This window comes from Streptomyces sp. SID5643 (assembly GCF_009872555.1).
Lineage (GTDB): Bacteria > Actinomycetota > Actinomycetes > Streptomycetales > Streptomycetaceae > Streptomyces > Streptomyces iakyrus.
In genome coordinates this window covers 15447-29303 of record NZ_WWIC01000308.1, presented here as the reverse complement: position 1 = coordinate 29303, position 13857 = coordinate 15447, and the positions used below count along the sequence as shown (strand labels likewise).

13 protein-coding genes are annotated in these 13857 nt (G+C 72.5%); 4 read left to right on the top strand and 9 right to left on the bottom strand.

Annotated elements, in window-relative coordinates:
- Positions 1–2: 2 nt before the first annotated feature.
- From GTY56_RS33550 to GTY56_RS33525, 6 genes are all read right to left on the bottom strand, one after another.
- Positions 3–1502, bottom strand: coding sequence for an APC family permease (locus tag GTY56_RS33550; protein WP_161369045.1), 1500 nt, complete (start codon positions 1500–1502; stop codon positions 3–5).
- A gap of 80 nt (positions 1503–1582) precedes the next feature.
- On the bottom strand, positions 1583–3655 hold the full coding sequence (locus tag GTY56_RS33545; protein WP_161369044.1) for an iron ABC transporter permease: 2073 nt from the start codon (positions 3653–3655) through the stop codon (positions 1583–1585).
- A gap of 7 nt (positions 3656–3662) precedes the next feature.
- Positions 3663–4646 (bottom strand): ABC transporter substrate-binding protein, encoded by a 984-nt coding sequence (locus tag GTY56_RS33540; protein WP_161369043.1) that lies wholly within the window; start codon positions 4644–4646, stop codon positions 3663–3665.
- A complete protein-coding gene (locus GTY56_RS33535; protein ID WP_161369042.1) occupies positions 4643–5512 on the bottom strand; it encodes an ATP-binding cassette domain-containing protein in 870 nt (289 codons plus the stop codon). The genes GTY56_RS33540 and GTY56_RS33535 overlap by 4 nt, the downstream gene beginning before the upstream one ends.
- Before the next feature lie 114 nt (positions 5513–5626).
- Complete coding sequence (locus GTY56_RS33530) at positions 5627–6160, bottom strand: DUF1360 domain-containing protein (RefSeq protein ID WP_161369041.1); 534 nt, start codon at positions 6158–6160, stop codon at positions 5627–5629.
- Positions 6153–7112: a Rieske (2Fe-2S) protein gene (locus tag GTY56_RS33525; RefSeq protein WP_202511083.1), complete on the bottom strand. Its 960-nt coding sequence runs from the start codon at positions 7110–7112 to the stop codon at positions 6153–6155. Before GTY56_RS33525 ends, GTY56_RS33530 begins: the two co-directional genes overlap by 8 nt.
- A 140-nt stretch (positions 7113–7252) precedes the next feature.
- On the opposite strand from GTY56_RS33525, the gene GTY56_RS33520 reads away from it, so the two are divergent.
- The 3 genes from GTY56_RS33520 to GTY56_RS33510 all read left to right on the top strand — a co-directional run bounded on the left by GTY56_RS33520 (position 7253) and on the right by GTY56_RS33510 (position 9881).
- Entirely contained in the window at positions 7253–8524 is a 1272-nt protein-coding gene (locus GTY56_RS33520) for a cytochrome P450 (RefSeq protein WP_161369040.1), read from the top strand.
- Positions 8525–8682: 158 nt separating this feature from the next.
- Positions 8683–9597 carry a HipA family kinase gene (locus tag GTY56_RS33515; protein WP_161369065.1) on the top strand — a complete coding sequence of 305 codons (915 nt, stop codon included), beginning with the start codon at positions 8683–8685 and terminating at the stop codon, positions 9595–9597.
- Positions 9594–9881 (top strand): Rdx family protein, encoded by a 288-nt coding sequence (locus GTY56_RS33510; protein WP_161369039.1) that lies wholly within the window; start codon positions 9594–9596, stop codon positions 9879–9881. The genes GTY56_RS33515 and GTY56_RS33510 overlap by 4 nt, the downstream gene beginning before the upstream one ends.
- A 1-nt stretch (position 9882) precedes the next feature.
- Here the strand turns inward: GTY56_RS33510 and aceB are convergent, their stop codons facing one another.
- Positions 9883–11508 (bottom strand): malate synthase A, encoded by a 1626-nt coding sequence (aceB, locus tag GTY56_RS33505; RefSeq protein ID WP_161369038.1) that lies wholly within the window; start codon positions 11506–11508, stop codon positions 9883–9885.
- 246 nt (positions 11509–11754) lie between these two features.
- Positions 11755–12369, bottom strand: a complete 615-nt coding sequence (locus GTY56_RS33500) for a nucleotidyltransferase family protein (protein WP_161369037.1) — start codon at positions 12367–12369, stop codon at positions 11755–11757.
- A 243-nt stretch (positions 12370–12612) separates the two neighbouring features.
- Here GTY56_RS33500 and GTY56_RS33495 point away from each other — a divergent pair, with 243 nt between their 5' ends.
- Positions 12613–12942, top strand: a complete 330-nt coding sequence (locus GTY56_RS33495; protein WP_161369036.1) for a DUF5955 family protein — start codon at positions 12613–12615, stop codon at positions 12940–12942.
- A gap of 57 nt (positions 12943–12999) precedes the next feature.
- Here the strand turns inward: GTY56_RS33495 and GTY56_RS33490 are convergent, their stop codons facing one another.
- Positions 13000–13797 (bottom strand): IclR family transcriptional regulator, encoded by a 798-nt coding sequence (locus GTY56_RS33490; protein WP_161369035.1) that lies wholly within the window; start codon positions 13795–13797, stop codon positions 13000–13002.
- Positions 13798–13857 lie beyond the last annotated feature (60 nt).

Sequence of the window (13857 nt, the reverse complement as noted above, 5' to 3'; positions counted from 1 at the left end):
GTTCAGGACTCCTTGCCGTCGACGAGGTCCGGGTCGACCACGCTCGGGTGTTCCGACCAGAAGGCGGGCGCCAGCACCCGCCACACGATCATGAGGACGACACCCGTCACCGCGATGCCGATGCCGATGACGAGCGGCGGGCCCAGCCCGAACCACGAGACGCCGCTGTAGGAGTTCTCGGGGTCGGACATGTCCGCCACGGACTCCACCAGCAGCCACGCCAGCAGCCCCGCGCCGATCAGCGGGCCGAGGCCGATCAGGAAGAGGTTGCGGGCGCTGCGGGTCAGCTGGCGGCGGTAGTAGACCGCGCAGGCCAGGCCCGTGAGCGCGTAGTAGAAGGCGATCAGCAGGGACAGGGCGGTGAGGGAGTCGAAGAGGGCGTTCTCGCTGACGTGGTACAGGACGAGGTACCAGGCGATGGCGATGCCCGCGACCCACCAGGTGCTCACGTCGGGGGTGCGGAACCGCGGGTGGATGCGGCCGAAGTGCGCGGGCAGAGCGTGCCGGCGTGCCATGGACAGACCGGTGCGCGACGCCGGGATGATCGTCGTCTGCGTGGAGGCGAGCGCCGACGTCGAGACGGCGAGCAGGACGACCCAGTCCCAGCCGCCCATCGCCTCCTCGGCGAGCAGGGCGAAGATGAACTCCTCCTCCGCCGCGTTCTCGGCGAGATAGTCCGTTCCTGCGTAGGCAACGACGGCGAAGGCGACCGCGAGGTAGGTCACCAGCAGCAGCACGGTCGACCAGACGGCCGCCCGGCCGGGGGCGGTGGCCGAGTCCTCGGTCTCCTCGGTGAGGTTGACCGCCGACTCCCACCCCCAGTAGATGAACACACCCAGCAGCAGGGACGCGGTCAGGGACGCCCCGCCGGCTCCGAACGGGTCGAGCCAGCCGAACTCCGGATCGACGGCGTCGAGGGTGCCGGTGTCGGCGTAGACGCGGTAGAGCGCCACCACGGCGAAGGCGAGCAGGCAGGCCACCTGCGCCAGGATGAGGACGTTCTGCACCTTGGCCGAGATCTCGGTGCCGATCACACAGACGGCCGTCATCACCAGGATGAGCAGCACCGTCAGCACCTGGCGCACCGCGTCGTTGTCGGCCCAGCCGTCCAGGCCCACGGCGAGCAGGAAGAAGGTCACGGCGACGTCGGCGAGCGACCCGACGACCAGGACGCCCGTCATCGCGATGGCCCAGCCGCCCAGCCAGCCCGCCCACGGCCCCATGGCCCGGGTGACCCAGGAGAACGTCGTGCCGCAGTCCTGGTCGACCTTGTTGAGGTAGTAGAACGCCGACGCGATCAGCAGCATGGGTACGAACGACGCGAGCATCACCCCGGGGGCGTAGATGCCCACCAGCGCCACGATCGGACCGATGACCGCCGCCACGGAGTACGCGGGGGAGGTCGCGTTGAGCCCGATGACCAGGGCGTCGAGGAACCCGATCGCATTGGGTTTCAGGCTCGTCTCCGGGGGCGGGCCCGGGTCCGTGATGTCCTTGGCCATGCTCCCTCGCTCCCGTTGTGTGTACATCCATACAACAGGCACTTTCGGAGCGATTTAACTATTGATGCACCTTTCGGGCGTCATACCGCTTTGCGGCCGCGGACCAGCAGGTGCAGGAAGTACGGAGTGCCGATCACGGCCGTCATCAGGCCGGCGCCCAGCTGGGCGGGGGCGATGACGGTGCGGCCGATCACATCGGCCGTGCAGACCAGCGCCGCGCCGAGCAGGACGGCGACCGGTACGACCCGCCCGTGCCGCCGGCCCACGAGGGCACGGGCCGCGTGCGGAGCCACCAGGCCCACGAAGCCGATCGTGCCGGCCGAGGCGACGGCGGTCGCGGCGAGCAGCACACCCGTCACCAGGAAGCCCAGCCTGGCCCGCGGCAGTCCGAGACCGAGCAGCCGCGGGGTGTCCTCGTCCAGGGAGACGAGGTCCAGCTCGGTGCGCCGGGCGAACGCGACGGCCAGGCCCAGGGCCAGGACGAGCGCGACGGGCAGCACGTCCGGCATGGTCCGCCCGTACGTCGAACCGGACAGCCAGGTCAGCGCCTTGACGGCGTTGAACGGGTCGGTGAGCACGATGAGCAGGCTGATCAGGGCCGTGGAACCGGCCGCCATGCCGATGCCGACGAGGACCAGCCGGTTCTGCCGGTAACCGCCCCGGGCGGAAAGACCGAAGACGATGGCCGAGGCCAGCGCCGCGCCCCCGAAGGCCGCACCGGCGATCCCCCAGGACCCGGCCGCGGGCACGGTGGTGACGAGCAGGACGGCGCCCAGCGCGGCACCGCCGGAGACGCCCAGCACACCGGGCTCCGCCAGGGGGTTGCGGGTCACGGCCTGCACCAGCGTGCCGGCCAGGGCGAGCGCCGCGCCCGCGCACAGCGCCGCGAGCACCCGCGGCACGCGGGTGTCCAGGACGAAGGAGACGGTCTGCCCGGCCCGCCCTTGCACCCAGTTGGCGACATCGCCGAGCAGGAGCTTGCTGTCGCCCAGCAGGACGCCGGCCACCGTGACGCCGACGACCGCCGCGACGAGCGCGCCCACGGTGACGAGGAACGCCGTCCGGCTCGGGATGCGCAGCCGGTCCGGCGCGTCGGCCCCGGCGGTGTCCTTCAGACGCAGGGCCGTCACCACCAGGAAGACGGCACCGACCAGGCTGGTGACGATGCCCGTGGGGACGGCGACCGCCGTGTCCGCCGGGATGAGGGCCCGCAGCAGCACGTCCGACCCGAGCACCAGCGCGGCACCGGCCAGACCGGTCACCGGCAGGACCGCCCGGGCCCGGACGAACCCCCGGAACCGGCGGGCGAGCGGACGGACCAGCGCCGGGGCGCACAGGCCGACGAAGCCGATGGGTCCGGCGAGCGTGACGGCCGCGGCGGACAGCAGCGCCGCCAGGACCACCACCGTGACCCGGGTGGCCCGCACGGGGACGCCGAGACCGCGCGCCGCGTCGTCCCCGAGGGCGAGCGCATCGACCCGGCGGGCGACCAGCAGCAGCCCGGCGAGTCCCACCAGGGCGACGGGCAGCATCTGAAGGACGCCGTCGAAGCCGTTCTGGCCGATGCTGCCCTGGTTCCACTGGTAGAGGCCCTCCGTCTGCTGCGGGAACAGCAGGAGCAGCCCTTCGGTCACGGAGTTCAGGCCCAGCGCGAGCGCGGTGCCGGCGAGGACCAGCCGCACGGTGCCCGTGCCGAGGCCGGACAGCGCGAGGACGACGGCGGCGGCCGCGAGTCCGCCCGCGAAGGCCACGCCGGAGGAGGCGAGCAGGGGCAGCGAGACGCCGGTCGCGCCGACCAGCCCGAGGGCCAGGTACGAACCGGCGTTCACCGCGAGGGTGTCGGGCGAGGCGAGCACGTTGCGGCTGACGGCCTGCAGGACCGCGCCCGCGATGCCGAGGACGACGCCGACCAGGATGCCGGCGGTCATCCGTGGCAGCCGGGAGGCGATGACCACGGACGCGTCGCCCGGATCGGCCTGCCCCGTCAGGGCCTTGAGGACCTGGCCCGGCCCGACGGAGGCCGTGCCCTGGGTGATGTCGACGACGGCGAGGACGGCGACCAGGAGGACGAGCCCGGCCGTCACCGCGGCCGCACCCGTCCGGGACGCGGCCGCCTGCGGACGGGCGACGGGGGGTGCTTCGGTGACGGCCATGGCCTCGCTACTTCTTCAGCGCGCCGACGAGGGAGTCGATGTACGCCTCCATCGACTCCGGACCGCCGAACATCCAGATGCCGTCGGGCAGCCGGTGCACCCGGTCCGCCTTCACGAACGGCAGGGAGGTCCACACGGCGTTCTTCTTCAGCTGGCCGGAGAACGGGTTGCTGGACTTGTCGCCGTCGTTGCCGATGTAGGCGAACTGCACGTCCTTCGGCAGGGCGGTGAGGCCCTCGACGTCGGTGGTGCCGAGGCCGTAGGCCGGGTCGCCCTTGACCTTCCAGGCGTTCTTCAGGCCGAGCCGCTCGTTGACGGCGCCGATGAGGGAGCCGCTGGTGTAGGGGCGCAGGGAGACCTGGTTGGACGTCACGTAACCGTCGGCGAAGGCGATGTCGGTGCCGGCGAGCTTGGCGTCGGCGAGGGTCTTCTTGCCCTCGGCGACCTTGGCCTCGAAGCTCTTGCGCGCGGCCTCGGCCTTGTCGGTGGTGCCGGTGGCCTTGGCGATGAGGTCGAGGTTGGTGAACATCTGCCCGATCTGGTCGGAGGCGTCCGCCGACTTGATCTCCAGGACCGGGGCGATCTTCCGCAGCTGCTTCACGGCCGCGTCCGGCAGGTCGGAGCTGGCCACGATCAGGTCGGGGGAGAGCGAGGCGATGGTGTCCATGCTGGGCTCGCCGCGCGTGCCGATGTCCTTCGGCTCGTTCTTCAGCGGGACGGCGGTGTCCCAGGTCTTGTAACCCTTGACGTCGGCGACGCCGACCGGGTCGACGCCGAGGGTGATGAGGCTCTCGACCTCGTTCCACTCGGTGGCGACGACCTTCTTGGCCGGGCCGTCCAGCTTCACCTTCGCGCCGGTGGAGTCGGTGAGGCTGATGGCCTCGGAGGTCTTCTTCTTCGCGCTGTCGGCGGCCGGCTCGGTGGTGCCGCAGGCGGCAAGGGTGAGCGCCGCGGCGGTGGTGGTGGCCGCGGTGAGCAGGAGACGTCTCATGAGGTGGTGCCGAGCCTTTCGCTTCGGTTGGAGCGGGTGTGGTGCCGGCCGATCGGGCGGGTCCGTATCCGGCCGGTGTGGGGGTCTGTGTCGACGTCGATCCGGATGCCGTAGACGGCCGTCAGCCGCTCCGGGGTCAGGACCTCCTCGGGCCGGCCGTCTGCGACGATCCGGCCCGCTTCGAGCAGCGTGATCCGGTCGGCGATGGCCGCCGCCTGGTCGAGGTCGTGCAGCACGACCCCGACGGCGATCCCGTGGTCGTCCGCCAGGTCGCGGACGAGGTCGAGGAGTTCGATCTGGTAGCGCAGGTCGAGATAGGTCGTCGGCTCGTCCAGCAGCAGGACGCCGGTCTCCTGGGCTAGGCAGCTCGCGAGCCACACGCGCTGCAACTGCCCGCCGGAGAGGTGGTCTGCGCCGCGCTCGGAGAGGTCCGTCACGCCGGTCAGCGCCAGCGCCCGTTCGACGGCGGCGGGCGTGTCCGGGTCCGGCCGGCCGAAGCGGCCCCGGTACGGGTAGCGGCCGAACTCGACGAGATCCCGCACGGTCAGGCCGCTCGGTGTGGGGCGCCCCTGGGTCAGCAGGGCGACGTACCGCGCGAACTCCCGGGCGGACAGGGCGAGGCCGTCGATGTCGCCGTCGATGCCGATCTCGGCCCGCCGGGCCCGCTGGAGCCGGGCGATCGTCCGCAGCAGCGTCGACTTCCCGCTGCCGTTGGGACCGACCAGGACGGTCACCTCGCCGGGCAGCAGCGTGATCGCCGCGTCGTGCACGACGTCCGTGCCGTCGTACGACACGGTCACGCCCGTGGCCGACAGCTGATGCCCGCGCAGACGCAGTCCGCCGGCCGTCTCTTCACCAGATCTCACGAGGCGAAGGTTAGCCTAACCTAATATCGCCTTGACAAGGGGTGCCGCTTCCGGAACTCGTCCGGTCCCTCGGGACGTACGAGGGTGCGGGCGGGGGAGACGAGACCTGTGCGGTCAGTCGCCCGTCGTCCTGTCCACCAGCGCGCCGTACGCCAGTTGCAGCGCGTCCGCCCCGGCCAGGGCGGTGAGCGTGCCCATGGCCGTCCGGGTGGCGCGCGGCCAGAGCAGCCGGCCGGCGGTCAGGCCCGACGCCACCCAGACGCTCATGCAGAACGGGCAGGTCGCGAGCTCGCCGACGGTGTGCCTGCCCTGCTCGGTCTGCGCCTCCTCGTGCAGCTCGGCGGGACCCTGCGGCCCGACGTACCGGGTGAAGGGAGCCCGCAGCGGGCTGGTCACCGACGCCTTGCTCAGCAGCCGGCTGAGCCGGAACGTGGCCACCGACGTCAGGACCACGTCCCACGGCTCGGGCCGCTCGGGCAGCGGGCGTCCGCTGCGCCGTACCACCGTGGTCCAGGCCGCCGTGTAGGCCGCGAATCCGGCCAGGGTCACGAGATAGCCGCCCAGCGGGCGGTCGTGTCCCGCCGCGTAGTCCCGGCGGGTGCGCCGGAGCACTCCGTGCAGCCGGCGCGCGAGGCGGCTGTCAGTCATGGTCGCCGTGCCCATGGGCGGCCCCCGATCGTGTCGGCCTCCTCTGTCCGGCGGGCTCTCCGCCGTTCTGGTGACGCAGCCGCACCTCGACGTGCCCGCCGGTGATCCGCGTCTCGAAGGAGGGCTGGGGCGCGGTGGCCGGTCCGCGGACGTTCCAGCCGTCGGAGAGCCGGAACACGCTGCCGTGCCACGGGCACCGCACACACCCGTCCTCGACGGTGCCCTCGGACAGCGGCCCCGCGAGATGGCTGCACCGCTCGGCCAGCGCGTGGACCGCCCCGCCGGACTCGCGCACCACCAGCACCGGCACGTCGTCCACGCTGCGCCGCACCGGCTCACCGGCCGGGAACTCGTCGACGGCCCCGACCCGGTGCCAGCCCGGGGAGACGACGTGCGGGACCTCCTCGGAGTGATTCGCGCCGGAGGCCTGCCGGTAGGCCAGGTGGCCGCCCAGCATGCCCCCGACCCCGACGGCCGTCAGCCCCAGGAAGCCGTAGGCCCGGCCCGCCCCCTCGCGTCCCTTGACGCGGCTGACGAGCGAGGCGGCGTACAGGCCGACGGCCGCCGTGTTCGACAGGGCGTGCACCAGCCCGATCCGCTGCTGGGGGTGGTGCAGCTCAGCCCAGTCCACCCAGCCGGCCACGGCTGCGGGCGCCGCGGCGCCCAGCCCGACCCCGACCAGCAGCCCCGACTCGCGCGAGCGGCCGGGGCGCAGGTCCAGGACGGCCGCCGACAGCCAGCTTCCGATCGGCACCTGCACCAGCAGTGGATGCACCGGGTGCCCCAGCCACCTGCCGTGCAGCAGGTCCCGGCCACGCCCCAGGGGAAGAGCCCGCACGCCCCTGCGGAGTGTGTCGATCAGCGCGTCGGCCCTGGGCTCCCTCTCCAGACGGTCCAGCAACCACAGGACCCGGTTCTGCCGCAGCACGCGGCGACGTGGGGGTGCGCTCATGCCTCGCCGGGTCCCCACCGCAACCGGCGACAAACCGGGTGCGGTCCGGCGGCGGCCCTGGTCAGCCGCCCCGCCGCAGGTCAGGGACGCCCGTGCGGGCCCCCGGTTTCCCGGGAGGGCCGGCGGGCACTCGCCCCGCCATGGATCCCCGTCTCCGTACACCTGTCGCCGACAGCTCACTCGCCCTCCTGGCCAAGGGCTACGCATGGCTGCCCGACCGGAGGCGCCGCACCACCGCTCCGCTGGTGCGTACGCGGCTCATGGGACAGCAGGTGGTCGCCCTGCACGGCCCCGAGGCGGTGAGCTTCTTCTACGACGAGCGGCACGTGGAGCGCCGGGCGGCACTGCCCGGGCCGGTGCTGAGCACGCTCTTCGGGCACGGGGCCGTGCACACCCTGGACGGGCCGGACCACCGCGTGCGCAAGGAGATGTTCCTGTCCCTGCTCACCGGGGCGGAGGCGGTGGCCGGTCTGGTCGACCGCGTCGCCGCGGAGTGGGACGAGTCGGTGGAGACGTGGTCCGGCCGGCGGGTCGTGCTGTTCGACGAGTCGAGCCGGGTGCTCACCCGGGGCGTGTGCCAGTGGGCCGGACTCGCGGTCGAGGACGCCGGGCCCCTGGCCCGGGACCTCGTCGCCATGGTCGACGGCTTCGGCGGCCCCGGCCCGCGCCACTGGCGGGCCCGCCGGGCACGGGCCCGCTGCGAGGCCTGGCTGGGGCGCTTGGTCGAGGACGTAAGGTCGGGGGCCGCCACCGCGCCGGCCGGGTCGGCGCTGGAGGGGATCGTCCGGCACCGGGACGCCGACGGCCTGCTCCTCGACCCGCACACGGCCGCGGTCGAATTGCTCAACGTCATCCGCCCGACCGTCGCGGTGTGCTGGTTCGTCACGTACGCCGCCCACGCGCTGCGCCTCAGGCCCGGGCTGCGGCACCGCCTGACCGGCGACGACCCCGCCTACGCCGTGGCGTTCGCCCACGAGGTGCGCCGCTTCTACCCCTTCGCCCCCTTCGTCGGCGGCCGGGCCGCCACCGATCTGGAGTGGCGGGGCGAACCGATCCCGTCCGGCACGCTGATCCTGCTCGACCTCTTCGGGCAGAACCACGACCCCGACCTCTGGGACGACCCGTACACCTTCGAACCGCAGCGCTTCCTTCAGCGACCGCCCCGGGCCGACGAACTGATCCCCCAGGGCGGTGGCGACCGCGACACCGGTCACCGCTGCCCCGGCGAGGACGTCACGATCGCCCTGCTGCGCGCCCTCGGGCCACGGCTGGCCCTGCTGGAGTACGACGTGCCCGACCAGGATCTGCGGATTCCGCTGAACCGCATGCCGGCCCGGGTCCGCAGCGGCTTCGTCATGGACGTCGTGCGGTCACCGGCGCCCGCTCGCCGTCTTGCGCCCGCGACCCCCTGAGGCCGGTTGTCGTACGAGCGTCATCCGGCACCACGAGTCCACGCTCGCCCCGGTGGCAGGCCTCCGTCCAGGCTCCGTCGTTACTATGTTCACTTCATGCCGGAGGCCGGAGGCAGGAACGTGGAATGCAGGGCGAGTCAGCCGTGGGGCTGCGGGCAATGCTGAGAGAAGTCACCGCGACCCGCTACATCGAACCGCTGCGATCCGGCGGTTCCGTCCCCGGCGTCGTCGAGGCGGACGACCTCGGCACCTACGTCGTGAAGTTCACCGGCTCCGCGCAGGGCCGCAAGGCACTCGTCGCCGAGGTGATCGTGGGGGAGCTGGCCCGCGCCCTCGGGATGCGCTTCCCCGAGCTGGTCCTGGTGCACTTCGACCCGGCGGTCGCGGACCACGAGCCGCACCAGGAGGTGCGGGGCCTGCACGCGGCCAGCGCGGGCGTCAACCTCGGCATGGATCACCTGCCGGGCGCCAGGGACTTCACGCCGGAGCTCGCCCGGGTCTTCCCCGTCGACCCGCTGGAGGCCGGGAGGATCGTCTGGCTGGACGCCCTGACCGTGAACGTCGACCGTACGGTCCACAGCTCCAACCTGATGGTCTGGCCCACCCTCGGCGTCGCACCCCCGCGTCTGTGGCTGATCGACCACGGCGCCGCCCTGGTCTTCCACCACCGCTGGGACGCCGCCGACCCCCGCAAGGCCTACGACTTCCGGCACCACGCCCTCGGCCACTACGGGCCCGACGTCCGGGCCGCCGACGCCGAGCTGGCGCCCCGGGTCACCGAGGAACTGCTGCGGCGCATCCTCGCCGAGGTCCCGGACGCCTGGCTCGCCGACGAGCCGGGCTTCGCCACCGCGGACGAGGTGCGCGAGGCGTATGTGGGGTACCTGCACGCGCGCGTGCGGGCGTCCGGGGACTGGCTGCCGACGGGCTTCCCCACCCGGGAGGAACTCGCCGCCGAGGAGGCCCTGCGGGCGGCGAAGAACCAGCAAGGACGTCCCGCGTGGCTCAAGCAGGTGCCCGACCTGCACGGCAAGCCCGCGGCTCAGCAGGATTGGTCGGTGCACCTCGGATGACGGACGCTCAGCGGGTCGAGATCGAGTACTGCACCCAGTGCCGCTGGCTGCCCCGCGCCGCCTGGCTGGCGCAGGAACTGCTCACGACCTTCGAGGCCGAACTGACAGAACTGGCCCTCAGGCCCGGCACGGGCGGGGTGTTCGTGGTCCGCGTCGGTGACGAGGTCGTCTGGGACCGTCGCGAGCAGGGCTTCCCGGAGCCGACGGCCGTGAAGCAGGCCGTACGCGACCGAGTGGCCCCGGGGAAGTCCCTGGGCCACTCGGAGAAGCCGTCCGCGGACTGAGTCAGCCCTTGAGCTGCTCGTACGCCGGGAGCGTCAGGAAGTCGGCGTAGTCCTCGTCGAGGGAGACCGTCAGCAGCAGGTCGTGCGCCTGCTGCCAGTTGCCGGCCGCGAAGGCCTCCTCGCCGATCTCGGCCCTGATGTTCGCGAGTTCCTCGGCGGCGACCTTGCGGGCCAGGTCGGCGGTGACCTGCTCGCCGTTGTCGAGGACGACCTCGGCGTTGATCCACTGCCAGATCTGGGAGCGGGAGATCTCGGCGGTGGCCGCGTCCTCCATCAGGTTGAAGATGGCGACCGCGCCCATGCCGCGCAGCCAGGCCTCGATGTAACGGATGCCGACCTGCACGGCGTTGACCAGTCCCGCGTAGGTGGGCTTGGCGTCCAGCGAGTCGACGGCGATGAGGTCGGCCGCCTTGACGTCGACGTCCTCGCGCAGCCGGTCCTTCTGGTTGGGCCTGTCGCCGAGGACCTTGTCGAACGACTCCATGGCGATCGGCACCAGGTCGGGGTGGGCGACCCAGGAGCCGTCGAAGCCGTCGCCGGCCTCACGGTCCTTGTCGGCCCGGACCTTCTCGAAGGCGACCTTGTTGACCTCCGCGTCCCGGCGGGAGGGGATGAAGGCCGCCATGCCGCCGATGGCGTGCGCGCCGCGCTTGTGGCAGGTGCGGACGAGGAGTTCGGTGTAGGCGCGCATGAACGGGGCCGTCATCGTCACCGCGTTGCGGTCCGGAAGGACGAACCGGGCGCCGCCGTCACGGAAGTTCTTGACGATGGAGAACAGGTAGTCCCAGCGGCCCGCGTTCAGCCCGGAGGCGTGGTCGCGCAGTTCGTAGAGGATCTCCTCCATCTCGTACGCGGCGGTGATCGTCTCGATGAGGACGGTCGCGCGGACGGTGCCCTGCGGGATGCCGCAGTACTCCTGCGCGAAGACGAACACCTCGTTCCACAGGCGGGCCTCCAGGTGGGACTCCGTCTTGGGGAGGTAGAAGTACGGGCCCTTGCCGAGGTCCAGCAGGCGCTGGGCGTTGTGGAAGAAGTACAGGCCGAAGTCGACGAGGGCGCCGGGCACCGGGGTGCCGCCGGCGTCGACGAGGTGACGCTCGTTCAGGTGCCAGCCGCGCGGGCGCATGACGACCGTGGCGAGTTCCTCGTTCGCCTTGAGGGTGTAGGACTTGCCGGACCTCGGGTCGGTGAAGTCGATGTTCCGGGTGTAGGCGTCGCTCAGGTTGACCTGGCCGAGGACCACGTTCTCCCAAGTGGGCGCGGAGGCGTCCTCGAAGTCCGCGAGCCACACCTTCGCGCCCGAGTTGAGGGCGTTGATGGTCATCTTGCGGTCGGTGGGGCCGGTGATCTCGACCCGGCGGTCGTTCAGGGCGTCCGGGGCCGGGGCGACCTGCCAGGAGTCGTCGGCGCGGATCGCGGCGGTCTCCGGGAGGAAGTCGAGGGTGGAGGTGCGGGCGATCTCGGCGCGGCGCTCGGCGCGGCGGGCGAGGAGCTCGTCACGCCGGGGCGTGAACCGCCGGTGCAGCTCGGCCACGAAGGCGAGCGCCGCTTCGGTGAGGACCTCCTCCTGCCGGGGCAGGGGCTCGGCGTCGACGATGGCCAGCGGGGACGGCGCTGGAGCGGACATGAACGGTCACTTCCTTCAGCGAGCTGTGAAGACGAGCCGGCGTGCTTGGCACCGGGTGCCAGTCTTCCCGGATACGGCGTTCGGCGCCCGCGATGGGGGTGTCCCCGGCTCGAGCGAAGCCGAGAGCTGGGGGAAGACGGGCGCTTCTGAACAGTGGATACTAGTTTCCTCATGGTGGAAGTTCAATCGTCTGTTGATGTCGAGATTCTCCGGGTCGAGGCAAGGTGGCGCTCCGTGCCACCCCGCTCACTCCAGGTGGGCCAGATCGGCTTCGGTGTCGATGTCGAAGGGCCGGGCGACGTCCCCGCACTCCACGAGGGCGACCTGAGGCCGGTGCTCCTTCAGATAGGCGCGTGCCCCGCGGTCCCCGTGCGCGGTCGCGGCGATGCCCGCCCAGTGGGCGGCGCCGAACAGCACCGGATGGCCGCGCACACCGTCGTACGAGGCGGAGACGAGCGACGCCTCGTCCGTGCAGGCCGCGAGGACCCGGGCCACCGCCTCCGGTCCGATGCCGGGCTGGTCGACGAGCGAGACCAGCGCGGCCCGCGCGCCCGTGCCGGTCAGCGAGTCGAGCCCGGCGCGCAGGGAACTCCCCATCCCCTGCTCCCAGTCGGGGTTGCCGACCAGGACGCACCCCGGGAGCGAGGCCCGGGCGCGCACCTCGTCGGCCCGCGCTCCCAGCACGACATGGACGGTCGCACAGCCGCCCTCCCGCAGCACCCGCACCGCGTGCTCCACCAGGGGCCGTCCCCGGTGGGGGAGCAGTGCCTTGGGCCGCCCGCCGAGCCGCCGTCCGCCCCCTGCCGCGAGCAGCAGTCCCGCAACCGCCGGCGCCCCGTCCGTCGTCTCCCGTGTCGTCATGGCTCCTGCATACCGCACGCCCCGTACGGGGGTACGACGGCGCGGGGCGCGCGTCGCACGGGCGTGCGCCTCGGGCCAGAAAGTCACTCTGCGAAACAAGCCGATGACGCAATGGACTGGCGCCCGGTGGTCCACGTCGTTTACTGTCGCCCGCACCGACCGGCCGGGTGCCCGACGGCTGCCCGGTGTGGGGGACTTGGCGGCCAAGGGGCACGAGCGCGACGAGGTGCGAGGGGGAGGACTGTGTTGCGGAGCGTCGAGCAGAAGCGGCAGGGGCCTGTGACCGGTGGCGTCGAGGATCCGCGCGTGACGGAGCTGCGCTCCGCCGTGTCGCGGTTGCGCCGCCGGCTGGCCGCCCATCCCGGAGAGTTCGCCGACCGGACCGTCGCCGAGGAGGAACTGGCCGCCGTGGCCGCCATGGCCGCCGACGGCATCCCCGAGATCACCGGCCTGCGCCGCTCCCTGCTGCTGATCGCGGGCGCGATCGGTTCGGTGAGCGCGCTGTCCGTGGAGCTGCGGGAGGTCCGGCGGGCGGTGGATCTCTTCGGGGGGCCGGTGCGGGGCCAGGGCTGAACCCGCAGGCGCGCGCCGGGCCCGGCGGTGGGGCGCCGTGCCCCGCGGTCCGTACCGTTACGCGGGGCTCTGACTCGCGAGCGCCTCGGACAGTTCCCCCGCGACCTGCTGGAGCACCGGCACGATCTTGTCCGTCGCCGCCTCAGTGACCCGTCCCGCCGGGCCCGAGATGGAGATGGCCGCGGCGGTGGGGGAGTCGGGCACCGGGACCGCGAGGCAACGGACCCCGATTTCCTGCTCGTTGTCGTCGATGGCGTAGCCCTGCCGGCGCACGTCCTCCAGGGCCGCGAGGAACCCGTCGGGCGTCGTGATCGTCTTCTCCGTCGCCGCCGGCATGCCCGTACGGGAGAGCAGCGCCCGCACCTCCTCCGGCGGGAAACCGGCCAGCAGGGCCTTGCCCACGCCCGTCGAGTGCGGCAGCACCCGCCGGCCGACCTCCGTGAACATCCGCATCGAGTGCTTCGACGGCACCTGCGCCACGTAGACGATCTCGTCCCCGTCCAGCAGCGCCATGTTCGCCGTCTCGCCGGTCTCCTCGACCAGTCGCGCCAGGTACGGCCGCGCCCAGGTGCCCAGCAGCCGGGAGGCCGACTCGCCGAGGCGGATCAGGCGCGGGCCGAGCGCGTACCGCCGGTTGGGCTGCTGGCGTACGTAGCCGCAGGCCACGAGCGTGCGCATCAGGCGGTGGATGGTCGGCAGGGGCAGGCCGCTGCTCGCGGACAGCTCGCTCAGGCCCACCTCCCCGCCCGCGTCCGCCATCCGTTCGAGCAGGTCGAAGGCGCGCTCCAGGGACTGGACACCGCCGTTGGCGGAGGACCGGGCGGAGTCGGTGGTGCTGGCGCTGGACGTCGGCACGGGGCGTTCCTTTCGGGTAGCATTTCGCTTCCCGGGATGTTAATTCCGCTTCGTGGAAAA